Source organism: Priestia sp. JV24 (assembly GCF_025910025.1).
In the GTDB taxonomy this organism is placed as follows: domain Bacteria; phylum Bacillota; class Bacilli; order Bacillales; family Bacillaceae_H; genus Priestia; species Priestia megaterium.
The window spans coordinates 275,127-300,393 of the sequence record NZ_JAPCIN010000010.1 but is presented as its reverse complement, the minus strand read 5'-3'; the positions used below and the strand labels follow the sequence as shown (position 1 = coordinate 300,393).

The window sequence follows — 25,267 nt, the reverse complement described above, 5'->3', positions numbered from 1 at the left end:
CTATGCAGACGAGCGAACATTTAAAAACGGTTATGAATGAGCTTTTACAAACAACGGCTCTAATCGCTGACGATGAAGCTGAACAGCTTGTAAATGGCATCATCTCATCTAAAAAAGTGTTTGTCACTGGAGCAGGCGTTCAGGTCTTATGGGCAAGTCATTTGCTATGCGTATGATGCATATGGGCATTGATGCGTATGTTATTGGAGAAACCGTGACGTCCACTTTCACGCAGGATGATTTATTAATCATCGGATCAGGTTCTGGGGAGACGAAGAGCTTGATTCCTATCGCTCAAAAAGCAAAAGAACTTGGAGGAAAAGTTGGAGTAGTCACAATTTCTCCCGATTCCACGCTTGGCAAGCTGGCTGATTTTATCGTGAAGCTGCCCGGTGCTCCTAAGGATCAAGAGCAAAACAGTTATCAAACAGTACAGCCTATGGCGTCACTGTTTGAACAAACGCTTCTTCTCTTCTACGATGCGCTGATTCTTCGCTTCATGGAGAAGAAAGAACTTGATACCCATACAATGTACGGAAAGCATGCAAATTTAGAATAAAAAAAGGTCTTGCTCTAGGCAAGACCTTTTTTGTTTTGAAACTTTCTATTTCACCAAATATTTATTTATCGCATAACTAAATGTACTCTATCGTTAACTTTCTTCAAAAACCCTATTCGAATTTTGTTGCATCTCTATAAAACGGCTGCCCTGCGACTTTAATGGATTCTGTTGGGCATCCTTCATACGCTTCCATCATCTCATCTTGCTGATGTTCAGGAACCTCTTTTGTTCCTTCATTGTTATCTAGCACTGCATAAGCAAGACCTTCTGAATCATAATCATAAAGATCTGGTGCGCTCCCTCCACATGCTCCGCAAGCAATACATGTTTCCTTATCTACCATCGTAAAAGCCATAAAAAAACCTCCTTTACCTTTTCACTTTCTCTTTCAGAAAGTTACGTTCAGTATAAGAAGGTTTTTTTAAATTCGTCTTAAATTATTTACTTGGATTCTCCGATATTCTCAAACATTTCATCTACATTTGGCTTTTTCTTAATTAATCCTGACTCTTTTAACCAGTCCACATTTGACTGCCATGATTCTTTCGTTTGACTGCCAAATCCTTGTTCAGACTTCATTTTCGGAAGTAAAATATTTAAACTTTTTGTTTCCACGTCTTTTTCAAGAGGGAAGTTTGATTTATCTTGGTTATCTAATAGAATTTGAAGTGATTCTTTTGGATGTTTCTCTGTGTACTCATACCCTTTTGTCGCGGCACGCCAAAACGCTTTAATCGTATCAGAATCTTTTGCCCACGTTTGATCCCCAGTAACTGCCACTAGCTCGTAATAAGATGGCACGCCGTAATCTGAAGGATCAATGTCAACCGTTTTATATCCTTTTTTATGAAGTAATGGTACTTCATGATTAATATATGCCCCTATTACGGCATCTACTTTTTTACTAATCAGCGATGAATTTAACTCAAATCCTACGTCTACTAGTTTTACTTTATTCGGATCTCCTCCATCGCTTTTCACCATTTTCTTTAGAACAGATTCACTTAATGGTGTTCCGCTGTAGCCTACTACTTTTCCTTCTAAATCTTTAGGACGCTTAATACCGCTATCTTTCAATGCCACAACTCGGTTTAGCGGAGATCTTACAATCGCTCCTACCGACTTTACCGGCACATCTTCGTTTGCTCGTGCCATTGCTACATCAGGCTGATAATAAAGGCCGAGCGTAACTTTCCCCGCAGCTGCTAAATTAAGCGAGTCTGTTGGATTAGCAGGAAACTGTACTTTTACATTCAGCCCTTCTTTTTTGAAATATCCTTTTTCTTGTGCAGCGTAAATGAAGCTGTGCACTGCATTTGGATACCAATCAAGCATAATTGTAACGTCTTTTAATTTTTTACTGTCACCAGCTTTATTTTCCTTGTTCTGACCACAAGCAGCGAGCATCAAAACAAGCATCAGGCTTAAGCCAATTACAAACCATTTTTTCATTCTGTTTTCCTCCACTTTAATGAACGTTTTTCAAAACCTGCTACAATAATAAAGAATAAAATACCAAGCGCGGATAAAATTACAATTGGTGCAAATACACCAGCTGCATCAAACTGTGTCATCATGCGACGACTGAAATATCCTAAGCCTGCTTGTGCACCTAACCATTCGCCAATGGCAGCACCTATTATACTAAAGGTAACCGCTACTTTGAGCCCTGAATAAAAATGAGGCAGTGCAGAAGGAATGTTCAACTTAAAGAAAATATCTTTTTTTGTTGCTCCCATCGTTAACATGAGTTCTTTTAACTCTTTGTTTGTGGAACGAAGCCCGTCAAACGTGCTAACGGTAATGGGAAAAAACGTAATTAATACGGTCACAATCACTTTGCTCCAAATGGAGTAGCCAAACCAGAGAACAAATACAGGAGCAATGGCAATGGTCGGGATCATTTGTGACGCAATAATAAGCGGATAGAAAGCACGCTCAATAAGCGGGCTCCAATTCATCCACACGGCCAGCAGAACCCCTAGCACAACGGATATAACCAGCCCAATTACGACAATAGATAACGTAGCTGGTAAATGCTTAAACAATAAATCCATTCGCAAATCCCAAAGCTTCGTTAAAATACCGGTGGGCGTTGGTAAAATAAACGGATAGTTTACAATGCGTGCTCCAATTTCCCAAGCAGCCAGTAAAATGACTACTAATATCACTGAAGCTCCGTACTTTTTCATGTGTTCACCTTCGATCTAAGCTGTTCAATTAAGTAATCTTTCACGTCAAGCACACGCTGTTGATTCAAATCTTTTTGCGTTCGAGGTCTGCTAAGCGGCACCTGAATCTCTTCAAGATGACTTACCGGCTTGTCTGAAAAGATAAAAATACGATCTGATAAAAAAAGCGCTTCGTTTACGTCATGAGTGATAAATAAGATGGTGTGCTTACGCTTTTGCCATTGTTCAAGCAGCCATTCTTGCATCGACAAACGCGTAATGGCATCAAGCGCACTAAAAGGCTCATCTAAAAGCAGCACGTTAGAACCGCTTAATACCGTTCGCAGAAAAGAAACACGCTGCTTCATCCCTCCAGATAAATCACTTGGAAAACGATTTTCATACCCTTTTAAACCAAACTCTTCGAGCAGCTGAGATACTTGCCTATGAGCACTTGCTTTTGACACATTGTGAAGCTCAAGCGGCAGCGCTGCATTGTCTAAAATCGTGCGCCACGGAAGAAGCAAATCTTGCTGCGGCATGTAGCCTACTTTTCCAAGCCGTTTTTCATAAGACTGTCCGTTAATCACGATATCGCCTTCACTCTGCTGTTCAAGACCTGTAATGAGACGAAACAACGTACTTTTCCCAGAACCGCTCGCTCCAACGATACTGACAAACTCGCCTTCTTTCACATCTAAGTTTAATGATGTTAAAATCGGTTGATCACCGTTTTTGTACGTAAAACTGACGTTTTGAAAAGATAACACAGACTTATTCATGAATTGGCCACATCGCTTCGTTATAAGCCATATCCCAGAACATATATTCAAAACGCGTTGTATTTAAGAAAATTTCTTCGAGCTTTTCTAATTCCGCTTCTGATTTGTCTTCAGTAAGTGAGTCGAATAAATTAATACACCATGTCGCTAGTTCTCCAAATTCTTCTGAGCTGTACATTTCAATCCACTCACGATAAAACTCATTGTTAGCTCCAGGCTTTTCACTGAGTTCTTTTCCTATTTCCCAGTAGCTCCACATACAAGGCAAAAGAGCCGCCACTAATTCAGCTAATGTTCCGCTTTGACCAACGTGCAGCATATAGTGTGTGTATGCAAGCGTTGTAGGAGATGGCTGCGCTTTTTCTAATTCTTTTTCGCTGATTTCAATTTTCTTGGCATACTCACGGTGCAGGCTCATTTCTTCGTTTAATGTAGAATCCAAAAGTGCAGCAAATTTCCCCATCGTTTGAAGATCGGTAGCTTTCATGGCTCCAATCGCAAATAATTTGGCATAATCAATTAGGTAAAGGTAATCTTGAATCATGTAAAAGCGAAACTTCTCCTTTTCAAGCGTTCCGTCTCCCATTCCCTGTACAAAGGGATGATTATGATTTTGACGCCAAATAGGCTGCAGCTTTTCGTATAATCGCTCACTAAATTTCATGATGATCACTCCTTATGCGTATGCAGCCACGTATAAATGAACTGCACCATCACTTTTGTATATTGAATAAGCTGATTCATATCTAATTGTTCATTCACAGCATGTGCATTTGCTAAATTCCCCGGACCGTAAATAGCCGCAGGAATCCCCGCATCAGCTAGCCAACCGCCATCTGTTACGCTAGTTGACACATCGATTGGAGGCTTTTTCCCTTCAATTTGTTCATGAGTATTTGCAAGCAGCTGTACTCCAGCATGATTTTCATCAATTTCTAATGACGGGAAGATTTCTCCTCTGTCTTCAATCATTGATGTGCCTCCCCATTCAAAGGTTGGCAGGTTATCTTTTAACCATGGATCTGCTTTTGCAATAGCTAAAATGTATTCTTCCACTTCTTTTGATACTTGGTCGTATGATTCATTGGGATAATAGTGAACGGTGATCCACAGCCTGCATTCATCTGCAATAAACGCAGCATGCCTTCCCCCTTCGATTACTGCTGGATTAATCGTATTTGTTCCCGGCAAAAATCCTGGATAGCTTTTTGTAACAGCCCAGTGGCGCTCCAATTCTTGCAGCCCTCCGATCACTTTTGCCATCTTTTCAATAGCACTCGCAGCTAACAGCCCTCCTCCAGCATGAATCATACTTCGGCGTGTACCGTCATGATAGGTTTTACTGCTTTTTATCGTAATCCATCCCGTGATCACTCCGCCTTGACCTTGAATATGTAAATCACTCGTATCGGCAACAAGCGCAAAGTCAGCTGTATATCCTTTCTGACAGCATTGCAGCGTACCTGCCTCTCCCACTTCTTCTCCTACAACGGATTCAAAAATCAAGTCTCCCGGCAGTTCGATTCCTGCTTCTGTTAGAAGCTGAACTGCAAATAATGCTCCTGCCAAGCCGCCTTTCATATCAGCAACTCCGCGTCCGATTATCATGTTGTCTTTTACCACAGCTTCAAACGGATTTGTCTCCCACTTTTCATTTTCTTGTACCTCAGCTACATCCATATGCCCGTTAATAATTAAGCTTTGATAGTCAGCTGATTTTTTCCCTTTTAACGTGCCCACTACAATAGGATCGTTGCAATATAAATCCCACATATCGATGGAAAAACCGCAGTTTTTAAGGAAATCCGCTACGTAGCGCTGCGCTTCATGAGAATTCCGTGCAGGAGGCGCCGGCGTTTTATATGAAACAAGCGTTTTTAATAACTGGACTAGCTCCCCTTTGCGCTCCTCTACCTGTTTGACAAGCAAATCAATTGTTTCTTCCATGTATGACACCTTCCTTTACGCATAAAAAAACACTTCTTTCGCAGGAAAGAAGTGTTTTTGTTTATATACAAAAAATTATTATAACGAGTTCGTAAGGAAATACCATACAAAACATCCATTACAATACCTCTTTCCTACGCTAGTATTACCTAGTTCAGGTTATAAGGGTTAAGACTTCTCGTCTCTCTCAGCTTAGAAAGCACCCCTAGTGGCGTTGTATCTCTATAAAATTAAACGATTATCATATGTTTACCTGTAATAGTTTTATCATAGTAAAGCGTTTTATTCAATAGAAAGGTTCATTATTCAGCAATGAAAATAGTTTCCTTTTTAGGAAAACAAAAAGCACACACCTTTTCAAGCAGTGTGTGCTCTTTACTTTTATAAGCTTACTAGTTAACTATCGGCTTCTTTAAAAATACATCGTTTTTCCATTCAGACAGGAAGAAGCGCAAGTTTTTGCCCCGGTCTCACTAACGAAAGCAGCTCATGATCTTCTTCTATCACATACCCAATCACATTCACATTAGCATTTGCAGGCAAATTCGTTTTAGCTATTTGAACCTCTCCTCTGTAACGTCCGTAGCCATCATTGTCCATTGTAATTGCTCCCATTCTGCGTTCTACTGTATGAAATGGCGGCACTGGTTTTACAGATCGAGTATCAACTAAACGCAGAACGTCTCTTGATACATCCGGACGCACGCTGTACGTTCCCTCTATATGAGGTGAACGAATGCGCAGCGGAATAATGCGGCTTTCTTGATATTGAACCAAACGCTTTAATAAACTTGAACCGGCGCATGGATCTCCAATATAAACCTCTGCTACTCCGCATCCGTATAAATCTACTGCAGAAGTAAAAGGACATCTATTACGGTCTTTTTCTCTAGTAGGAAGACCTTGATAAACAGGGCCTCTTTTTTCGTCTTCTCCAGGAATATAAGCGCAGACTGGAATACGAAGTTCATTAAATAAATCTGTCTGCTGTTGAAAAAACGTTTCTTCAAGCCCTGTTTCAGGCCGCGGATAAAAATTATGCCATGCAAGCAGCTGATGATGATGAAGACCTGCAGATAAGAGTGCTTCAATTTCTTGTTTGGATAACGTACTTGCATTAACAGCAATATAAAATTCATTCGCAAGCGAAAGAGTTTCTTCTGCGCTAAAGCCATCGTCTAGTCTAATACCAGATACGCCAAGTGAAGATAGCGACATAAGGCTTTCAATACCTAAATGAACTGGCGTATGCTTAGATACGTCTGCATACACGCTTATTCCACAATCTCTAGCCACATGAAGCAATTCTTTTGCCCGTTCAGCCAAATCTCCTTTTTCTTCTGGAATGTGAAGCGAAGTGAATGCACGTGTGACGCCGCACTCACTCGCTTCTATTAATTTTTTGGGGGCATCACTATCATTTAAATAAAACGAAATGCCAATCATTCAAACTCCCTCGCCATTTCATCGTTAAATCCAAAGAAATAGGTACAAATAAAGCCTGCCGCGTAAGCAATAACTAATCCAAGTAAATAAAGAAGAATTTGATGCGCATGAACTAAAAACGTAAGCGGTAAACCTGATACTCCCACTGCTACAGTTGCAATATGGAAGTGCGCCTGAAACGCTCCGCCGATTCCAGCTCCAAGACAAGCGGTTAAGAATGGCCGTCCTAAAGGAAGTGTGACTCCAAAAATAAGCGGCTCTCCGATTCCGAGCAGTCCTGAAGGAAGTGCGCCTCCAATTGCTCGCTTTAAACGTTTTTTCTTTGTTTTGATATAAATAGCAAAAGCTGCACCGACCTGACCGGCTCCGCCCATTGCTAGGATAGGAAGAAGCGGATCATCTCCAATTGAATTGATAAGCTCTAAATGAACAGGAGTAAGACCTTGATGCAGTCCTGTAATGACGAGCGGCAAGAATGTTGCTCCTAACACAAAGCCTGCTACAACTCCTCCAATCTCTAAAACTCCTAAAAGACCTTTTGTGATTCCGTCTGAAATCAAGCCGCCGATTGGCATGAATACTACATACGTAATAATGCCTGTAATTAATACCGTAACGGTTGGTGTAATAATAATATCCAGTGACTGAGGGACAAATTTGCGTACTCGTTTTTCTAACATGGCCATAAAGATTGCTGCAAGCAAGACTCCTATTAAGCCACCCCGTCCCGGCAAAAGTGCTTCACCGAAAAGTTTAATATCAGCTACGGCAGGATTAATGACTAAAATACCCGCTAAGCCCCCTAGAGCCGGTGAACCACCAAATTCTTTTGCGGCATTAATACCTACTAAAATACCAAGATAAGCAAATAAGCCGCTTCCGATAACCGTTAATAGAATAGCAATCTGTGAATCTGCAGGAAGCCACTTCGCTTGAACTGCTGCTTTTGTCACTCCGGTGATAAGTCCAGATGCTACAAGAGCAGGTATTAACGGAATAAAAATACTTGCAATTCGGCGAAGCAAAAGCTTAAACGGAGTTGCATTTTTTTCTTTCAGCTCTGATTTCCGCTGAGCCGCACGATTTTCTAAATTAATACCGCCGGATTCATCAATTAACTTTCCGAATTCCTCTGTTACTTTGTTTACTTTTCCAGGACCAATAATAATTTGAAGCGTTTCTTCTTCCACTAATCCGAGCACGCCTTCAAGTTTTCGTATATCCGTCTTTTTTACAATTGAATCATCTTTTACCGTCACACGCAGCCGCGTCATACAATGCGTATACGCTTCAATATTGGATGCTCCCCCAAGCATCTCCAAAACAGCCTTTGCTAATTGATGATTATCTAAAGACATGTTAATCCCCCTTTGTATTTTCCTCTTAGATGGATACGGTACTGAGGAAACAGACCACAAAATCCCCTTTTTGTAATCGCTTTCTTTTTTATTTCTTACCTTTCAAAAACTGAATGGCATCTCTTGTTTTGTCAATATACTCAATCGTCTGGTCATACTGCTGCGCTGCAATACTTAAAAATAACACATCAATCACGTAAAGCTGGGCTAAACGAGACGATGTAGCTGCGCTTCGAAACGGCGCTTCTTGAGAATAAGACGTATACAAACAAATATCAGCTAAAGACGAAACGGTGGACTGTCCGTACTTGGTTAAGCTAATCGTCTTTACTCCGCGGTTTTTAGCTAAAGATAAGACGTTGCTTACTTCAGGAGTCTCCCCTGAAAAAGAAATACCCACAACTACATCGTCTTTACTTGCATTTGCGATGAGTGTAGCTGCTAAATGGCTATCTGCAAAAGCCGTGGCATTTTTATTAATTCGAAGAAATTTTTGCTGCGCATCTATAGCAATAATATGTGAAGCACCGATTCCAAAAAAATGAATGTTTTTGGCTTCAATCAGCGCCAAAACAGCCCGCTCTGCTTCTTTATAATTCACAAGCTCGGCCGTATCACTTAGACTTTGAATGCTGTTGCTTGCCGTTTTTTTGACAATAGATTGAATCGTTTCATTTGTTTCAATATCGCGGTATCCTTGCTCCGTATCTCTGGCTAAATCACCGGCTACTCTTACCTTTAATTCTTGAAACCCGCTAACCCCGATAGATTTGCACAAACGAATAACAGCAGCACTGCTCGCATTCGCTAGTCTACCTAATTCTCCAGCCGTACTGTTTACCACAGTATGCGGGTTGTTTAAAATATATTCAGCAATTTTCCTCTCCGAATCAGGAAGCTTAGCCACCGTGTTTTTAATCATTGTTAATCCGCCTGTTGACATCGTTTCTCTCCTTTATATACGTAATGTTCAATCGCTTTTCTCACATAACCGTCCGCATTATTCAGTAACATCTTCGCGGTGTCATAATTTTCATTTGTTTTGATCATAACCACTGCTGTTTTTACCTCATTATTTGCTTCTTCAAGCGTTTGACTTGCTTGCTCATAAGAAACACCTGTAATTTTACAAATAATACCTATTGCTCGTTCTTTAAGCTTTTCATTACTCACATGAACATCTATCATTAAGTTTTCATACGCTTTTCCTACTTTGATCATAGCCGCTGTAGAAATCATGTTGAGAATCATTTTATGAGCGCTTGCTGCTTTTAACCTTGTGGAACCTGTTAGCACTTCCGGCCCTACTACCACCTCAATACTATGGTCCGCTTCTTTTCCAATAAGAGAATTACCATTGCAAGACAGCGCCACCGTTTTAGCTTTTACAGATTTTGCATATCTTAATGCACCAATCACATAAGGAGTGCGTCCGCTTGCAGCAATTCCAATGACTGTGTCTCGTTCATTCAAATGAATTTTTTGTAAATCTGCTGCTCCCAATTCTTCTTTATCTTCAGCACCTTCAACTGCTTTAACAAATGCTTTTTCTCCTCCAGCCATCAATCCCTGTACCTGATCAGGATTGGTAATGAAAGTAGGCGGGCATTCAACAGCATCCAATACTCCCAGTCGTCCGCTTGTTCCTGCGCCTACATAAATAAGCCGGCCTTTCTTTTGAAACGATTCACTTACAAATTCAACTGCCACCTCTACGTCTGGAAGTACTTTTTGTACAGCCAGCGCCACTTTTTGATCTTCTGTATTCATTATGTTTAAAATTTCTTTTGTACTAGCTGTATCGATCTTCATTGTCTGTTCGTTTTGGGACTCTGTTGTTAATAACGTAAGCTGTTCATTCATCTTTTCGGCTTCTTTTTCATCATGTAGTGAAGTTATGGTTATTATAATTTGTTTAAAATATAATTTCAATAATTATTTTATTTTTTAAAATTATATTTTAAATTAACATAAAAAAAGACTTCAGGCATATAGCTGAAATCTTTTTTATGTCTATTTATGATTGTTGAGCAAATGTTAACAGATACTCATCTTGCATTAAAACTTCGTAATCTTGTTCACCATTTCTTACGACGTGTACAGGGACTGTTTTTGCCGGAAGTAATTCAACTGGCTCACGATAACGTTTTGCTACTCCGTCAATAAGTTCGTTTACTAACTGCTCGTTACTCAGCTCACCCGCCTGATATTTTTCTGCAAGTGGTGTCATGACTTCTGCTAATACACTTGCATCGTTAAATCCTTGAATTTCGACTTGTACGACGTACGCATCATCTTCATCACTATACGCTGCATCTTTAATGGTATATTTTGTAGATGAAAGAGCTTTTAGAAACGCGCTGCTTACTTCGTTTAACTGCTCGTCGGTTATATTTGAGCTCAATGATGATAAGGCACCTTTAAAATTCGTTTCAAAAAACTCTACAAACGAACTCTTTTGGAACTCCCCTTTTTCTTTCACCTGTTTCTTATCTTGCTGATTCGGATGTTTAGCAACAAATTGATCTGTATTTTGATAAACAGTTGCTTGAATTAAAGCATCTACGTATTGTCCTGCTTCCTTGGCATAAGCAGCTTGCTTTTCTTTATTTGGTGTTTCGGTGCTGCTATCTGTAGAAGCAGCAGCGGCTTTTGCTTCCACTTTTGGTTTTGTTACATTGTCTAATTGATTGTATGTATACGTATACGTTTGCTTAGACTTTGAGTTTTCTGTTTTTCCGTCTACGTTAACTGAATACGACTGATTTTTTACTACTTTCTTTATTTGCTTCGTTTCTTTATCAACTGTCACAACAAGCGAAAAATCTTTTCCTTTAACTTGGTCAAGGTCTACAGCGGTATCGCTGCCTTGATTTGTTATTTTATAATAAGCTTTAGCATCACCTGCTACAATTTTTTGCTTTTTGTCTTTCTCTCCGTTAAATGTTAATACATACTCTTTGTCTTTTTCAGTGACGTCAAATTCATCTGGAAGATTTTTATCATATTTTTGATAGTAGCGTATTGGATTTTGTTGAAGCTCCCTAGCGTTATTGATTAAAGCCGTAACGTACTTTTTTTCTTCCCCCTGTACTTTTGTGCTTTCTTCTCCAGCCACAGCTAACGTTTCATCACCGTCATGATACATCTTCAATTCTTCGCCGTTCATTTTTGTGTTAATGTAACCTGCTTTACTTTTAAAATCAAACTCTTGTACTCCGTTTACTTGGTAATCAGAGGATCCTTCTTCTTTTCCAGTGACCTTCACTTGAACATTTTTCACCTTTTCTTGTGCTTCTTTCACGTCACCCGTTAATTCCTCTGAAGACGGCATCCCACATGCCGAAAGCAATAGAGCGAATGATAGTGCTAAGCTGGTATTCATTATTTTTTTCATGTAAGAACTCCTTTTTAAATATTTTTCCAAAAATAAGAATCTATGTACTTAGTAAATACACATTTTTACCATTTATAAAACCCAACTTTATTAAATTACCATATTTACATTTAAATGGTAAACAATAAAAGAAGGAACTTGCACAATAAAAAAGTCACGAATCCGTGACTTTTCTAACAACCTTCATAACTTATTTTTGTTAACGTTTTCATTTTAATCTCTAATAATTCCATTACTTGTCCCTATCAGTACTTCTTTACCTTGTTGATTTCGATATACTGATTTAATTTTCACTTTTTGAAAACCATCTGCTTTTTCTACTTCAGTTAATATGCATTCACAGGTAACTGTATCTCCTGCAAAAACTGGACGAAGAAATTCACTCACCATTTCTCTTGCAATATAGTTTAAGTCTCCTCCTATTTTTGTTCCAATGCTAGCAGTCATAAGTCCATGCACCATTAGCCGCCCCTTTTCGTCACGTTCTATATGATGTTTGCCCCGGTCTCCAGTCATCTCTGCAAACTGCATGATTTCTTCCTCTTGAAACGTTCTTTGCCACGTAAATGTATCTCCTGTTTTACATTCCATCTTATCCCTCCCCTTAAGATTAAGACTTTACTTTTTAACTATATCACAAAAAATGAACAGTCATTCATTCCCACATCAAAAAAATAGCAGAATAAATATATCCTGCTATTTTTGACAAGTAGGACAGTAATAAAGCCTTCTAGAAGCTGCTTGCACTTTTAAGATATGCGTGCCGTCAATTCGGCAAGCTTCTCCTTCACGGTTAAAAACCCAGTGGCGGTATTCAGAGCGCTTTTGGCCTTTCTTTTTTAACGTTTCAGCAAGCTTCACATCATTTGTAATGCCACCCGTTTCATAGGACTGTTTGACAAGAGAAATGGTTGCTTCAGCTGCCTTTTTAAGCTGTTCTTCCGTGCAGTCTACCGGACGAGATGCAGGATTAATTCCCGCTACAAATAGGATTTCACTGCGCAAATAATTTCCAATCCCCGCTATAAAGCTTTGGTCTAGCAGCAGCGACGCCCATTTTCTGCGGTAAAATCGCTTAGAGTAAAAGCGATCTAAAAGCTCATTTGCCGTTACTTCTTCACTTAAAATATCCGGACCTACTCTTGATACAAAAGGATGAGCAGAAACTTCTTCATCACGCAATACTTCAATATCAGAAGCGCTATAGAGCAACGCTGATTTCTTTTCATTATGAATAGCAAGACGCAACTGTCTGTTTGTAGATGGATAATTGTAAGATGAACGTACATACCATTTTCCATAAAGCTGATTATGTGAATAAATGGTATAGCCATTGTCAAAACGAATAAGCATAGCCTTCCCTTTTGTATCTACCCTTTTAATACGAGCACCCGTTAATACTTCTTCGTAATGCTGTAAAGATGGAAAAGCAAACCATATCTCGCTAACGGGAAGACTAATAATCGCTTTTTCCACTTCATCGGCTGCTCGTCTAATTTCTGGACCTTCTGGCATATAATGAAACTCCTTTCTTGCCTAACTTTCTTCATTTATTATTTCGGTTTTATTTCTGCTTTGCAAGAAAGAAGCGGTTGAACTCTTCTTTTCCTAAAAGAACCTTTAAATTATGTATGACGGTTACTCTTATAGTAAAATGTTGATACTTTTTTTACTTTCTATAGTGTTTATCTTACTTCCTTTGACTTATACTAGTTGATAATCTTTTAGAAACTTGTTAATTATCTATATATGAGGAGTTTATTATGAACAATCAATCATTTTCTCCACTATCAGCCGCCGAGATGGCTGTTATTTGGAAGCAATATATGAACGATAAAGCAATTTCTTGTATGATTAACCATTTTCTGTGTCATGTAGACGATTGAGATATTCAAAAAGCGATTCAAGGTACACTGCATCACAACAAAAAACAGTGATGCGCTCACTGCTATCTTTTTAAAAGAAAATATGCCAATCCCGCTAGGTTTCGGCGAAGAAGACCTTAATGTTGAAGCTCCAAAATTATTTTCGGATTCTTTTTATTTGCTTTATTTGAAGCATATTTCAAACGATAAAGAACTCTTCTTAGGAAGCTATTTTGATGAAAAGCGGCCGTTAACGGTCATTGAAATTTCTCATATCGTGTCAAGCATACAGACGAACTTAATTGCAAAGGATTTAATTTTAGGGTTTGCTCAAACAGCTCCTTCTCAGGAAATTCAAGCTTTTTTGTTAAAAGGTAGAGAGCAGGTACAGCAACACATTGAATCCCTGTCATAACCGCTAATGGTAGAAAACATACCGGTCACAATGAAGTGGGATTACGGAGTAGAAAAGTCTTCCATTCCTCCATTTTCAGAAAAACTCATGATGTTTCACCTGGCCGCGATGATTACTGAAAATGTACGTGGATACGGGCTGGCGATGTCAACGAGCCCGCGTTTAGATCTCGCTTTAAACTATACAAACTTCACGAATGAAATTTTGGAATACGCCAAAGAAGTATCAAGAATAAGTATTGAACAAGGATGGCTAGAAGAGCCTCCGCATATTCCATTCCCAAAAAATTCATTTGGAATAAAAATAAGCTCGCGCTTTAGCGCGAGCTTATTTTTTAGATTCTCTCCACAATAAATAAAGAAAATACGGAGCGCCGATAATGCCGATGATTAGCCCAGCCGGAATTTCAATCGGAGGAGCAATTCCTCTCCCAATTAAATCTGCTGCTAGTACAAACAAAGCGCCAAGCAAAGCGGCTGTAGGAATCAATTTTTTGTGTCTCGGTCCCACTAACCGCTTGGCCACATGAGGAATAATAAGCCCTACAAAGCCAATTGTGCCAACCACCGATACAACCGCAGCCGTCATTGCCACTGCGCTTGCCAGCAATACTAGACGAATTAACTCTACTCTAGCCCCTAGTCCTCGAGCCACTTCATCACCTAGATGAATTAAATCTAACCGGGCAGCTAACAGCCAAATCAGCGGTACTAATATAACGACCCAGGGAAGTAAACCAATTAATTGATCCCATGTTCTTCCCCATAAGCTGCCGCTCAGCCAAATCAGTGCCGCATTTACGTTTGGATTTGCTTTTGAAATTAACAAGTGAATACCGGATGAACAAAAAGCGCTGACTGCTACACCTATTAATGCAAATCGAATAGGTTCTACTCCTTTTTTATAAGCAAGCAAATAGACGATTACAAAGACAAGCGAGCCTCCTGCAAACGCAGCGACGGATAAAACGGATGGGGTTGCTAAAGGCAGTAAAATAGTGACTGCAACAGCTGCTAATCCTGATCCGCTTGATAGACCTAATGTATCTGGACTAGCGAGCGGATTTCTCATAATGGACTGTACGACGACTCCGGACACAGCTAGGCCGACTCCTGTTAAAATAGCCAGCAAAATACGAGGCAGACGAAATTCTACTAAAATGGACGTCAAGTCAGGATCGCCAATACCAATAAAAGACGTAATAATGTCTAGAGGAGGTATGTTAATGTCTCCTAAGCTAAGGCTTATCACACTCAGCGCTATAATTAAGACAGAAAGAATGATAAACAGGCCGACAGACTTGAATCGAGATGGCTGCTTTTTTGTTTTATTGACAGTCTGCATATAACTCATGCCTTCCTTTCTGTTTTTTTGCGTCTCGCTAAGTAAATAAAGTACGGCGTTCCGAGCAATGCTGTTACTGCACCTACAGGAGTCTCATACGGGTATGTAATAAATCGTGATAATACGTCTGCTAGCAGCAATAAAGATGCACCAAGCAGCGCGCTCATTGGCAAAACGAACCGGTAATCTACACCTATTAAATAGCGTACCATATGAGGAACAACAAGCCCTACAAAGCCAATGGGACCCGCAATTGCCACCGAAACACCTGCTAATACAATCACAACAACTGCAGTGAACGCTCTAATGGCAAAGACTCGCTGCCCGAGTCCTCTAGCTACGTCATCTCCTAAAGACAATAAAGAAGACGCTCTTCCCAGACCAAACGCAATAAGCAGGCCCGCGATGCTAAAAGGAACCAATACATGAACATGTCCCCAATCTCGCCCAATAACTGAACCGGTGAGCCAGAACATAACGCCTTCTGTTTTGCTTTCATTAAAAATCAGCAGCGTTTGCGTGAGAGACATAAGCATACCTTGTATAGCAACACCTGTTAAAGCAAGCTTTACATCACTGTCGCCTCCTTTAATCAACGAACTCATGACATAAACAATAACAGCAGCAAATGCGCCTCCTAAAAATGCACCAAATACCCCGCCAATCATGCTTACACTAGGCACTAAAACCGTTAAAAATACCATTGCCGCTGATGCGCCGGCATTAATACCAAAAATTCCAGGAGAAGCTAACGGATTTCTAGTTAATGCTTGCATCAACGCTCCAGCGACAGCCAAATTAGCGCCAACAAATGCCGTTACCAATAAGCGAGGCAGACGGACAGTTTGAATAATAGACTGTTCTTTTGATCCGTCAAAATTTAGTATAGCTTGCTTAATCGTTCCAAAAGAAATATGTATAGAACCGATGGAAATAGATAAAAACATTGAAATCAGTAAAAGAATAATAACCGCAAGAAAAGTAGCTATTATACGAAGCGGAGATTTGTTTCTTTTGGATAAGCCGTGAACAGCTTTCATAGTAGAATGCGCCTCCTTCCATTTGAAATTTCATTAAAAAGAAAAGAACAATCCCGCTGGATTGTTCTTTTCTTCGTTATTATTTGCCTTCAAATAATAACTTTTCTGCTTCATCTGCAATACCATTTGCACCTTGTACACTTCGGCGAAGAGACCATTTAAATACATCAACTTCATACACTTGATTATTTTTAACCGCTTTTAGCTCTTTCCATAATGGCTGTTTTGCTAAAGGCGTATGACCTTTTTCATTTCGCATAACAATGAGTTTGTCCGGATCTGCTTTTACAAGCTGTTCCATTGTCATTTTTACACTGTACTCTTTTGTAGGATCTGTTAATGCATTTTTGAAGCCTAATTGTTCAAGAACACCCGTTGTAAAGAAATTTGAAGTTCTAGCATTAATATTACCATTTGCATCAGCGATAACAAGTACATTGGCCGGATTTTTTGGTGCTTTTGCTTTTAAATCCTTCATTTTTTGCTTATGCTCTTCTACCACTTTTTCAACTTTTGCTTTCTTGCCAACCGCTTCTCCTACTTTTAACTCTGTATTTAGTAAATCATCGTAATTAGCATTTAAGTTTTTTAACTCGATCGTTGGTGCAATTTTCGATAATTCTTTGTATACACTTTTATGACGTTCTGAATCGGCGATAATCAAATCGGGCTTCAGCAGTTTAATCGATTCCAAGCTTGGCTGCGCTCGCGTGCCAACTGATTTGTATCCTTTGATTTCTTTTAGTACATCTTTATCAATAAGCTGTTCTGCTTTATCATCATCAGCTACTCCTACAGGTTTGATACCAGCATCTAACAATGCATCAATAAAGCCTAACTCTAATACGACTACTCGCTTTGGATTCTCTTTTACCTTTGTTTCTCCAAGCTCATGCTTGACCACTCTTGTTTTTTCACTTTTTTCATCAGCTGAATTACCCTTATTCGTGCTGCTGCAGCCGATAAGCATTCCGATTGCCAGCATTGTAATAAAAGCCAGCAGTCCTATTTTTTTCTTATTCAAATGTCATTCCTCCTGCTTGTATCTTTATGTAGATAATCGACTCTTGAAACTGATAATCGTTATCATTATATCAGTTTTATCTATTTAAACAAGCTGATTCGTTATTTTTTAATTAAAAAAATTATATCTATTCTACAAAAAAGAGATTGAGACATAGCTATATTATCCCAATCTAAAGACGAACAAATGGGATATATGAGCTGAACTGCTTGAGACACCACTAGAAGCAACTCAATATATGAAACCTACGTTCACCATCACCATAAAAAAATCCGAACGATTCATCGTTCGGATCTTCTTTCAACTAAACTACTTTTATCCCAGCCGCTTTTTAGCAGACTTTCTATGAATATGGTGTAATAGGCGGCAGTTCACTGCTGAGACACCATTTCCCTATGTCACGCAGCTTATAAGCAATAGGATCGTGTAAGCTAATTGTCCGGGCGTTGCGCCAGTATCGATCAAATTTATACTGATCAGACGTGGCTCTCGCTCCCATCCCGTCAAATATAGTAGAAGTAATATGTAAGACCGTTTTGACAGTAAATGTTTTGGCCAACGCAATCGCAACTCCGGACTCGCCCCGCTGCTGTTTCGTTAGCGCATCTTCTTTTTTCCATGCATGATCAAATTCTGCAACAGCTTTTTCTATAAGTGCTGAACAAGCATGAAGGTTTAAACTCATTTCACCGTATTGCTGAATAATGTACGGATCTTGCTCTGCTGCTTCAACGTCTGAACTTATCCACGGCTTTGTATGAGCCTTCACGTAAACTTTTGATTCTTCCAAAGCGCCTTGAGCAATACCGTACAATAAGTGAGTGAGCATAAGCTGAGCCAAATGCGTTCGTACCGTAGGAAAAACCTTTTGCTCTTCAGCTGCTTTACGCAATATTTCTTCTTCATAAACGATAACATCTTCAAACTTTACACTTCCGCTATCCGTTTGGCGCTGGCCAAATCCATCCCAATTATCTTCAGTAACGATTCCGGCTCTATAAGTAGGAAGTACACATAACAATACCTCACCGCTTCCTTCTTCTTGAGCCGATACTAATAACCGGTCTGAATCGGTTGCCCCGGAACAAAAACTCTTGCTTCCGCTGAGCATTAATCTTCCATTTTCTCGAACTGCTTTTAGTCCTGAATCTCTAGGGTTAAAGGCATTGCCCCAAAATAGCTGGTGAGCTGATGTTTCTTTGTAAAAAATTTTGTACTGCTCAGTACTTCCAAATAGAAAAGTCGAACAAACCGTCAAATAATGATACCCCAACAAGTGTGCAAGTGAACTATCTGCTTTCGCAATGATATTCACGACTTTAAAAACAATCGGCCAGCCGGCTCCATAACCCCCGTATTCTTTAGGAATCGGGAGAGCTAAAAGCCCACTTTTTCTAAGCAGATTACGCTCATGGAGAGGCGTTCCACCTTCCCTATCTCTTTTTGCAGCAGTTTTGGAAAACTCTTTAGCCAACTGGTTAGCCAATTCAAGGATCTTCTCTTGAGACGCTGCAATCGTTTGGGTGTTGTTCATGATTACCCTCCTTTCTCACCTTTTAACGGGTGTTTTATCATTCACTTTCACTTCACCAAATGGACTGATAAATGTGCGCTCGTTCTCATCGTGCTTATGCTTAACTGGAAGCCTTGGAAACAAAAGCTCTGCTGTTCGATATGCTTCTTCTAAATGGGGGTATCCAGATAAAATAAATGTTTCGATACCTAACTCTGCATATTCTTTGATTCGTTGTGCCACCGTATCAGGATCTCCTACTAAAGCAGTCCCTGCTCCTCCTCGAACTAACCCTACACCAGCCCATAGATTAGGGCTTACCTCTAAGTTTGAACGGTCACCTTGATGCAAGGCGCTCATACGTTTTTGACCTTCTGAATCCATTCGAGAAAATACTTTTTGGGCTGATTTAACAGCTTCTTCATCTACATGTTTAATCAGTTCATCTGCAGCTTTCCAGGCTTCTTCTTCAGTTTCACGAACAATGACATGAAGCCTGATGCCAAATCGAATTTCTCTTCCTGTCTGCTTTGCTTTTTCTTTCATGCGTTCAATTTTCTCTTTGACTTGTGCAGGAGGCTCTCCCCAAGTTAAATAGACGTCTATATGCCTTGAGGCAACGTCCATCGCTACAGGAGAAGAACCTCCAAAATAAAGGGGAGGATACGGTTTTTGGACTGGCGGATAAAGTATGTCGCCACCTTTCACACTCAAGTAGTCTCCGTCGAAGTGAACATCGGATTCATTTAATACCCTTCTCCATACCGTTAAAAATTCATCTGTCAGCTCATAGCGATCGTGATGGTTTAAAAACACTCCGTCTCCTTCTAGCTCAACGGGATCTCCTCCTGCTACGACATTAATGAGAAGCCTTCCTTTCGAAAAGCGGTCAAATGTTGCAGCCATTCTTGCGGCTTGTGTAGGCGACATTAAACCCGGGCGTACTGCTACTAAAAACTTCAGATTTTCAGTGACTGGCACTAAAGTAGATGCAGCAATCCACGCGTCTTCACATGATTTTCCCGTCGGAAGCAAGACCCCGCTATAGCCTAGCTCATCCGCAGCTTGTGCAACTTGTTTGCAATAAGAATAGCTTGCAGCCCTGGCTCCTTCATGGCTTCCTAAATAACGTCCATCTCCATACGTTGGAATAAACCAAAATAACTCCACTTGTACTCGCCCCTTTTTAAAGCTACATAAAAAAACTCCGTTATTACAAATAAACTGCAATAAGGAGCCTCAGTTGTCTGATAGCTTCATTTTTTACTATTTTTAAATCAAGCATACGGATTAGGTGTAGGGTACTGCTGATTTAACACCCAGTTCCCAACCGTTCGAAGCTTGTATTCAGCTGGATTATGAAGAGTATGAGTTCTTACATTACGCCAGAATCGATCGTATCCGTATTCAGCATGAACCGAACGCGCTCCCATAACTTCAAATATCTTACTTGTGATATCCAGTGCAGCATTACCAGCAAAAACATTGGCAGCCGCTACGTGAACTGCTAGGTTTCCACGTTCTTCTTCCGTTAATTTTCTGCCTTTTTCCCACGCTTCATCCAATACGAGAGCTGCTTCATCTGCAAGTGCACTGGCTGCTTTCGCTTGAATCCAGAGTTCACCGTATTTTCGCAGTATACCTGGATCATCCGAAGCTTTTTCTACTCCTGATGTTAACCAAGGCCTTGTTTTAGAAGCCGTATAGCTTTGTGCTTCTTCAATTGCTCCAAAAGCGCTTCCTATAAAGACATTCGTTAAAATAATTTGCGACAGCGAGGCTCCAATAGTTGAAAAAGGAGTAGGGTTTTCAACAAAATATTGAATCACTTCATGTTCTTCTATTCGTACATTTTTAAAATCTACATTTCCACTTCCCGTCTGTCTTTGTCCCATCGCATTCCAATCATCTTTGACGGTAATACCTGTTCTGTCAGTAGGCACGACTCCGTTTAAATATTGCCCCGTTTCTCTGTCATTAAATGATAACCATAAGTACTGAGAATCCGGTGAACCAGAACCGAACGCTTTCGTTCCATTTAATAGATAACCTTGTGATTGCTTGTCACCTTTTAGGCTTTCTACTAAAGGATTAGAGGCATTTCCCCAAAAAGCTTGCTGCTGAACAGATAAAGGATAAAAATAGGCCTGCTGTTCTTCTGTGCCTTTGATTCGAACATCTGAGACAAACAAGGAGTGATAGCCATATAAGTGACCCAATGCTGCATCGCCTTTCGCCAACTCTCGAACAATAGCTAAAACCGTTGACCATTCCCCGCCTTCTCCGCCATATTTTTGAGGAATTAATAAATTTAACAGCCCGCTTTGGCGAATAGCATCTTTTTGCTGTTTAGGTGTTCCGCCTTCTTTATCTCTTTGTGCTGCATCCTTTGCAAAAGAAACGGACAGCTTTTTTGCTTGATCAAGATAAATTTCTTCCTTTACAGTAGTCGCAGTCATGTTAAACTCTCCTTTTGGCTCGTCTTTCGATACTGAGCGCCATAATGTTCATCAGGCAAGAAATGGGATTTTTTAAATAACTTTTCTCTATAAGTTCCTTCACTGTAATCTGTTTTGAATAAATCTCTTTCCTGCAAAACAGGAATCACTAAATCAATAAAATCAGCAAACGTTCCCGGCGTGGTCACATAAGCCATATTAAATCCATCCATGCCCGTATCGTCTATCCACTCTTCCATAAAATCAGCTACTTGTTCCGGACTACCCACAGTAACCGGTCCCATTCCTCCGATACTGACAAATTTCACTACCTCTTCTACCGTCCACTTTCTATCGGGATCACTTATTGTAAATTTCTCTAAAGCGGAACGAACTGAATTCGTCGCAATAAATTCAATAGGCTGTTCTGGTTCATAGACAGAAACATCAATTCCTGTCCAGCCGCTAAACAGCGTGGCTGCTCCTTCGAAATTGACATAGCTTTCAAAACGAGCAAGCTTCTTCTCAGCCTCTTTTTCTGTTCGTCCAACAATTGGTGTAAATAAATTAAAAATTAATACGCTCTGTGGGTCTCTGCCTTCTGCAGCGATTTGAGCGCGCATTTTCTTTACATAATCTGCGGCTACTTTTTTAGTAGGAAAACTTGTAAAGATACACTCAGCATGTTTGGCGGCAAATACTCTTCCTGGGGCAGAAGCTCCTGCTTGAAATAAAACTGGAGTTCGCTGCGGAGAAGGTTCTGATAAATGTACACCTGGAACACTAAACCACTTCCCTTTATGATTAATCGGATGAACCCGGTCTGGAAGTGTAAAGATCCCTTTTTCTTTATCTTTTACAACAGCTCCTTCCTCCCAACTTCCTTCCCATAATTTATAGCAAACTTCTAAAAATTCATCGGCAATGTCATAGCGGGTTTCATGCGTAAAATGTTCTTCTAATCCTAGATTAATTGACCCGCTTTCAAGATATGAAGTCACAACATTCCATGCAATGCGTCCATTTGTTAAATGATCCAACGTCGAAAATTTTCGCGCAAACGCATAAGGTTTCTCATAAGTAGTAGACACCGTTACCCCAAACCCTAAATGCTTTGTTGCATATGCCATAGCGGAAATAAGCGCAGTTGGTTCATTCACCGGAAGCTGAGCAGCTTGTTTAAGAGCTCCTTCATTACTTTTCCTATAAACGTCATAAATACCTAATACATCGGCTAAAAACAAACCGTCAAACTTTCCTTTTTCCAATAACTTAGCTAACTTCACCCAGTAATCTAACGTTTTATATTCAGCCGCCTGATCACTTGGGTACGTCCACAAACCAGGTGTCTGATGTACAACACAATTCATATCAAACGCATTTAAATAAATATGTTTCCCCATAGAAACCTCCAAAACTAATTAAATACATAAATTAACTAAGAATTAAATCTGTTTGGAAGTAATCTTAAAACATATTCTTCCAGGGTGTCAACGAAACTTCTCTCTTTATAATGAAACATAAATGAAGCTATTACTAATGCTGAATTAGGATTTCTTTAAAGGTTATTGACTTATTATTGCAACAGTTAAAAAAACACTACGACAGCGTCTATACCTCTGTAGATAACCCTTTTTATTTGACTGAAGAAGCAGTAAAACAATAAAAAAAGCGCCACATTTTCTTTTGAAAAATGTGGCGCTTTTAGCGTTAGTCTTCAATACAAAGATACTGAATCACTTCTTTTAAACTTTTCTCTTTCATCGATTCGATGTGTAAGTGATATCTTTCGAACGACAGATGTTTAGTTAACGGATTTGGTACAATCACACAGCGCAAGCCTGCTGCCATAGCAGCTTTTGCTCCATTAGAAGAATCTTCAAATGCCAAAGCTTCAGAAGGATCTACTCCTAGCTTTTCAATTACATTTCGGTAAAGAGCGGGATCTGGCTTCACTTTTTCTACATCATCGCGCGTTTGAATGACTTCAAAATAGTGCAGCAAATCTAGCTCTTTTAAAAAAGCTGTTACCCAGTCACGATATGAGCTGCTTGCTAAACCAATTTTCAATCCGAGTTCTTTTGCTTCTGCCAAGTACTCCGCTACACCTTCTCGGGCTACTAATGATTTCATTTTTTCTTGATGACGTCTTAACGATTCTTGAGCTAGTTCCTCTTTTGTGAACTCATTGTTAAACTGCTGAAGCAAGTAATCGTAAAGTGCCGTAGCATCCGTTCCTACATAAGAAGCAAACGTTGCAATCGGTAGATCTACTCCCCTGTCTTCTAACATTTCGCGGTACACCTCGTACCATACAGATTCTGTATCAATAATTAATCCATCAAAATCAAACACAACTGCTTTAATCATAATTTACCTACCTTTTTCTATCTTATCGTTCTTACATAGTAACACGTTCAAAATACGTAATCCATAAATGTGGCTTCCTTAATAAGATAGGCTTAAACAGGTAGTTTCTATCCTTACTTTTCTCCGACTTTCATCAAAGGTGACATTTCTTCTGTTTCCTTAAACTCAATGGAAGACAGCTGCCTTCTAAAACCTTTCGTTGCATACACTAAATAAACTAAACCAGCAATCGCCCAGCCAATACCAAGTAAAAATGAATTGCGCTCCAAGTTAAGCCATAAAACGCCAATCGCTGCCGCTCCTAATAGTGGCATAATAATGTATGACCAAAAACCCTTAGCCGACCGGTGCTGCTTTTGATGAACAGCATAGTGCGCAATAACCGAAATATTAACAAAAGAAAACGCAATGAGTGCTCCAAAATTAATAAATGACGTAGCCGTTGCCAGACTGAAGAAAATGGCAGTTGCTGATACAACTCCGACTAATACAATATTTCGAGAGGGAGTGCGCAGCTTAGGATGAACATAACCAAAAAATGACTGAGGTAAAATTCGATCGCGTCCCATTACGTATAATAAACGCGAAACGCTTGCATGCGATGACATGCCTGACGATAATGTTCCTGCAATTCCTCCAGCTAAAAAGACAATTTGAAACAGCGTACCGCTCACATACATAGCAATTTCAGGAGCCGCAGCGTCTGGATGCTTGAATCCTTCTAACGTTGGAAAAACCGCTTGAATAAAATAAGATGTCACGGTAAACATGACTCCTCCGATTAACGCAACTAAAAAAATAGCTTGCGGAATCGTTTTTTTAGGATTAGGCGTTTCTTCTGATAACATAGCCACTGCATCAAATCCTAAATAGGAAAAACACATAAGTGTGGCTCCCGCTATTAGCCCTGATGACGTCATGTTCTGATTAAAGAAAGGCTTCATAGAAAAAAGAGTACCTTCCCCCATTCCTCCTAGCAGGGCTTTGATTGAAACAGCAACAAACAATACTAAAATCGTCATTTGAAATACAACAAGAAACGTATTGAAATTGGCGGTGAAATTAACGCTTCGTAAATTTAGCAGCGTAACGATAATGACGAAGCTGACAACCCAAATCCACGATGGTACCGAAGGAAAAATAGATGATAAATAAATTTGAAAAATAAGTGCGTTAACCATCGGTAAAAAGAGATAATCCATTAGTGCAGACCAGCCAACTAAGAATCCTAAATGTGGATTGATTGTCTTTTGCGTATATGTATAAGCTGACCCTGCATTTGGAAACACTTGAATCATCTTTTTGTAGCTTACTGCTGTGAGAAGCATCCCGACAAGGGCTATGATATAAGACGTGGGAACGTGTCCATTCGTCATATCAGATGCAATCCCAAACGTATCAAACACTACCATCGGAGTCATATATCCGATCCCCATTAATACAATCTGCCATAATTTCAACGACCTTTTTAATGTTACTGTTTCATGTTTCATTTATCTTCCCCCTTCTATTTATTAAGAACATTCTGACAATTAAATCCATAAATGCCTGTATTTAATTTCTTTATATAAAAATGAATGACTTTCATTCATTTT

23 protein-coding genes, 2 pseudogenes and 1 riboswitch are annotated in these 25,267 nt (G+C 39.7%); of the genes and pseudogenes, 3 read left to right on the top strand and 22 right to left on the bottom strand.

Going from position 1 to position 25,267, the window contains the following annotated elements:
- Nucleotides 1–2: 2 nt before the first annotated feature.
- Nucleotides 3–559: pseudogene (gene hxlB, locus OK414_RS04380) on the top strand (6-phospho-3-hexuloisomerase).
- A gap of 112 nt (nt 560–671) precedes the next feature.
- Here hxlB and OK414_RS04375 read toward each other — a convergent pair.
- The 13 genes from OK414_RS04375 to nei form a co-directional block, all read right to left on the bottom strand.
- Nucleotides 672–917 (bottom strand): ferredoxin, encoded by a 246-nt coding sequence (locus OK414_RS04375; protein ID WP_016763181.1) that lies wholly within the window; start codon nt 915–917, stop codon nt 672–674.
- An 86-nt stretch (nt 918–1,003) separates the two neighbouring features.
- The gene (locus OK414_RS04370; protein ID WP_047932350.1) at nt 1,004–2,014 is read right to left on the bottom strand and encodes an ABC transporter substrate-binding protein; all 1,011 of its coding nucleotides are present in this window, start codon (nt 2,012–2,014) and stop codon (nt 1,004–1,006) included.
- Entirely contained in the window at nt 2,011–2,754 is a 744-nt protein-coding gene (locus tag OK414_RS04365) for an ABC transporter permease (protein WP_013081912.1), read from the bottom strand. Before OK414_RS04365 ends, OK414_RS04370 begins: the two co-directional genes overlap by 4 nt.
- Nucleotides 2,751–3,515, bottom strand: a complete 765-nt coding sequence (locus OK414_RS04360; protein WP_013081911.1) for an ABC transporter ATP-binding protein — start codon at nt 3,513–3,515, stop codon at nt 2,751–2,753. The genes OK414_RS04365 and OK414_RS04360 overlap by 4 nt, the downstream gene beginning before the upstream one ends.
- Entirely contained in the window at nt 3,508–4,179 is a 672-nt protein-coding gene (gene tenA, locus OK414_RS04355; RefSeq protein WP_171777653.1) for a thiaminase II, read from the bottom strand. Before tenA ends, OK414_RS04360 begins: the two co-directional genes overlap by 8 nt.
- Before the next feature lie 5 nt (nt 4,180–4,184).
- Complete coding sequence (locus OK414_RS04350; protein WP_034654095.1) at nt 4,185–5,462, bottom strand: acetylornithine deacetylase; 1,278 nt, start codon at nt 5,460–5,462, stop codon at nt 4,185–4,187.
- Between the two features lie 114 nt (nt 5,463–5,576).
- A riboswitch (TPP riboswitch) is annotated at nt 5,577–5,679 on the bottom strand.
- 218 nt (nt 5,680–5,897) lie between these two features.
- Nucleotides 5,898–6,908 carry a MupG family TIM beta-alpha barrel fold protein gene (locus OK414_RS04345; RefSeq protein ID WP_034654097.1) on the bottom strand — a complete coding sequence of 337 codons (1,011 nt, stop codon included), beginning with the start codon at nt 6,906–6,908 and terminating at the stop codon, nt 5,898–5,900.
- A complete protein-coding gene (locus OK414_RS04340) occupies nt 6,905–8,266 on the bottom strand; it encodes a PTS transporter subunit EIIC (protein ID WP_034654098.1) in 1,362 nt (453 codons plus the stop codon). Before OK414_RS04340 ends, OK414_RS04345 begins: the two co-directional genes overlap by 4 nt.
- An 88-nt stretch (nt 8,267–8,354) precedes the next feature.
- The gene (locus OK414_RS04335; protein WP_034654100.1) at nt 8,355–9,209 is read right to left on the bottom strand and encodes a MurR/RpiR family transcriptional regulator; all 855 of its coding nucleotides are present in this window, start codon (nt 9,207–9,209) and stop codon (nt 8,355–8,357) included.
- Nucleotides 9,191–10,129: an N-acetylmuramic acid 6-phosphate etherase gene (gene murQ, locus OK414_RS04330; RefSeq protein ID WP_034654102.1), complete on the bottom strand. Its 939-nt coding sequence runs from the start codon at nt 10,127–10,129 to the stop codon at nt 9,191–9,193. The genes OK414_RS04335 and murQ overlap by 19 nt, the downstream gene beginning before the upstream one ends.
- A 154-nt stretch (nt 10,130–10,283) precedes the next feature.
- Nucleotides 10,284–11,663, bottom strand: coding sequence for a DUF6612 family protein (locus tag OK414_RS04325; RefSeq protein ID WP_263045687.1), 1,380 nt, complete (start codon nt 11,661–11,663; stop codon nt 10,284–10,286).
- Between the two features lie 213 nt (nt 11,664–11,876).
- The gene (locus tag OK414_RS04320; RefSeq protein ID WP_034654106.1) at nt 11,877–12,254 is read right to left on the bottom strand and encodes a MaoC family dehydratase N-terminal domain-containing protein; all 378 of its coding nucleotides are present in this window, start codon (nt 12,252–12,254) and stop codon (nt 11,877–11,879) included.
- A gap of 105 nt (nt 12,255–12,359) precedes the next feature.
- Nucleotides 12,360–13,178: an endonuclease VIII gene (nei, locus tag OK414_RS04315; protein ID WP_047932356.1), complete on the bottom strand. Its 819-nt coding sequence runs from the start codon at nt 13,176–13,178 to the stop codon at nt 12,360–12,362.
- 248 nt (nt 13,179–13,426) lie between these two features.
- Between nei and OK414_RS04310 the strand changes: the two genes are divergently transcribed.
- Nucleotides 13,427–13,549, top strand: a complete 123-nt coding sequence (locus OK414_RS04310) for a DUF3231 family protein (RefSeq protein ID WP_254176788.1) — start codon at nt 13,427–13,429, stop codon at nt 13,547–13,549.
- An 82-nt stretch (nt 13,550–13,631) separates the two neighbouring features.
- A pseudogene (locus tag OK414_RS04305) lies at nt 13,632–14,297 on the top strand (DUF3231 family protein).
- Here OK414_RS04305 and OK414_RS04300 read toward each other — a convergent pair.
- The 9 genes from OK414_RS04300 to OK414_RS04260 all read right to left on the bottom strand — a co-directional run bounded on the left by OK414_RS04300 (nt 14,271) and on the right by OK414_RS04260 (nt 25,165).
- Nucleotides 14,271–15,287, bottom strand: coding sequence for a FecCD family ABC transporter permease (locus tag OK414_RS04300; RefSeq protein WP_034654110.1), 1,017 nt, complete (start codon nt 15,285–15,287; stop codon nt 14,271–14,273). The pseudogene OK414_RS04305 and the gene OK414_RS04300 sit on opposite strands and share 27 nt — an antisense overlap.
- A gap of 5 nt (nt 15,288–15,292) precedes the next feature.
- The gene (locus OK414_RS04295) at nt 15,293–16,327 is read right to left on the bottom strand and encodes a FecCD family ABC transporter permease (RefSeq protein WP_034654113.1); all 1,035 of its coding nucleotides are present in this window, start codon (nt 16,325–16,327) and stop codon (nt 15,293–15,295) included.
- A 79-nt stretch (nt 16,328–16,406) separates the two neighbouring features.
- On the bottom strand, nt 16,407–17,351 hold the full coding sequence (locus OK414_RS04290; protein WP_047932359.1) for an ABC transporter substrate-binding protein: 945 nt from the start codon (nt 17,349–17,351) through the stop codon (nt 16,407–16,409).
- A gap of 343 nt (nt 17,352–17,694) precedes the next feature.
- Nucleotides 17,695–18,885: an acyl-CoA dehydrogenase family protein gene (locus OK414_RS04285; protein WP_171777659.1), complete on the bottom strand. Its 1,191-nt coding sequence runs from the start codon at nt 18,883–18,885 to the stop codon at nt 17,695–17,697.
- 15 nt (nt 18,886–18,900) lie between these two features.
- The gene (gene ssuD / locus OK414_RS04280) at nt 18,901–20,034 is read right to left on the bottom strand and encodes an FMNH2-dependent alkanesulfonate monooxygenase (RefSeq protein WP_171777660.1); all 1,134 of its coding nucleotides are present in this window, start codon (nt 20,032–20,034) and stop codon (nt 18,901–18,903) included.
- Between the two features lie 107 nt (nt 20,035–20,141).
- The gene (locus OK414_RS04275; protein WP_263045688.1) at nt 20,142–21,323 is read right to left on the bottom strand and encodes an acyl-CoA dehydrogenase family protein; all 1,182 of its coding nucleotides are present in this window, start codon (nt 21,321–21,323) and stop codon (nt 20,142–20,144) included.
- Nucleotides 21,320–22,705, bottom strand: a complete 1,386-nt coding sequence (locus tag OK414_RS04270; RefSeq protein WP_263045689.1) for an LLM class flavin-dependent oxidoreductase — start codon at nt 22,703–22,705, stop codon at nt 21,320–21,322. The genes OK414_RS04275 and OK414_RS04270 overlap by 4 nt, the downstream gene beginning before the upstream one ends.
- A gap of 307 nt (nt 22,706–23,012) precedes the next feature.
- Nucleotides 23,013–23,669, bottom strand: coding sequence for an HAD family hydrolase (locus tag OK414_RS04265; RefSeq protein WP_170943832.1), 657 nt, complete (start codon nt 23,667–23,669; stop codon nt 23,013–23,015).
- Between the two features lie 116 nt (nt 23,670–23,785).
- Complete coding sequence (locus tag OK414_RS04260; protein WP_047932361.1) at nt 23,786–25,165, bottom strand: APC family permease; 1,380 nt, start codon at nt 25,163–25,165, stop codon at nt 23,786–23,788.
- Nucleotides 25,166–25,267 lie beyond the last annotated feature (102 nt).

Bases quoted from the DNA above. Each gene is read 5' to 3' on its own strand.
- OK414_RS04375 (WP_016763181.1), bottom strand. From the start codon at position 917: ATGGCTTTTACGATGGTAGATAAGGAAACATGTATTGCTTGCGGAGCA.
- OK414_RS04370 (WP_047932350.1), bottom strand. From the start codon at position 2,014: ATGAAAAAATGGTTTGTAATTGGCTTAAGCCTGATGCTTGTTTTGATG.
- OK414_RS04365 (WP_013081912.1), bottom strand. From the start codon at position 2,754: ATGAAAAAGTACGGAGCTTCAGTGATATTAGTAGTCATTTTACTGGCT.
- OK414_RS04360 (WP_013081911.1), bottom strand. From the start codon at position 3,515: ATGAATAAGTCTGTGTTATCTTTTCAAAACGTCAGTTTTACGTACAAA.
- tenA (WP_171777653.1), bottom strand. From the start codon at position 4,179: ATGAAATTTAGTGAGCGATTATACGAAAAGCTGCAGCCTATTTGGCGT.
- OK414_RS04350 (WP_034654095.1), bottom strand. From the start codon at position 5,462: ATGGAAGAAACAATTGATTTGCTTGTCAAACAGGTAGAGGAGCGCAAA.
- OK414_RS04345 (WP_034654097.1), bottom strand. From the start codon at position 6,908: ATGATTGGCATTTCGTTTTATTTAAATGATAGTGATGCCCCCAAAAAA.
- OK414_RS04340 (WP_034654098.1), bottom strand. From the start codon at position 8,266: ATGTCTTTAGATAATCATCAATTAGCAAAGGCTGTTTTGGAGATGCTT.
- OK414_RS04335 (WP_034654100.1), bottom strand. From the start codon at position 9,209: ATGTCAACAGGCGGATTAACAATGATTAAAAACACGGTGGCTAAGCTT.
- murQ (WP_034654102.1), bottom strand. From the start codon at position 10,129: ATGAATGAACAGCTTACGTTATTAACAACAGAGTCCCAAAACGAACAG.
- OK414_RS04325 (WP_263045687.1), bottom strand. From the start codon at position 11,663: ATGAAAAAAATAATGAATACCAGCTTAGCACTATCATTCGCTCTATTG.
- OK414_RS04320 (WP_034654106.1), bottom strand. From the start codon at position 12,254: ATGGAATGTAAAACAGGAGATACATTTACGTGGCAAAGAACGTTTCAA.
- nei (WP_047932356.1), bottom strand. From the start codon at position 13,178: ATGCCAGAAGGTCCAGAAATTAGACGAGCAGCCGATGAAGTGGAAAAA.
- OK414_RS04310 (WP_254176788.1), top strand. From the start codon at position 13,427: ATGAACAATCAATCATTTTCTCCACTATCAGCCGCCGAGATGGCTGTT.
- OK414_RS04300 (WP_034654110.1), bottom strand. From the start codon at position 15,287: ATGCAGACTGTCAATAAAACAAAAAAGCAGCCATCTCGATTCAAGTCT.
- OK414_RS04295 (WP_034654113.1), bottom strand. From the start codon at position 16,327: ATGAAAGCTGTTCACGGCTTATCCAAAAGAAACAAATCTCCGCTTCGT.
- OK414_RS04285 (WP_171777659.1), bottom strand. From the start codon at position 18,885: ATGAACAACACCCAAACGATTGCAGCGTCTCAAGAGAAGATCCTTGAA.
- OK414_RS04275 (WP_263045688.1), bottom strand. From the start codon at position 21,323: ATGACTGCGACTACTGTAAAGGAAGAAATTTATCTTGATCAAGCAAAA.
- OK414_RS04270 (WP_263045689.1), bottom strand. From the start codon at position 22,705: ATGGGGAAACATATTTATTTAAATGCGTTTGATATGAATTGTGTTGTA.
- OK414_RS04260 (WP_047932361.1), bottom strand. From the start codon at position 25,165: ATGAAACATGAAACAGTAACATTAAAAAGGTCGTTGAAATTATGGCAG.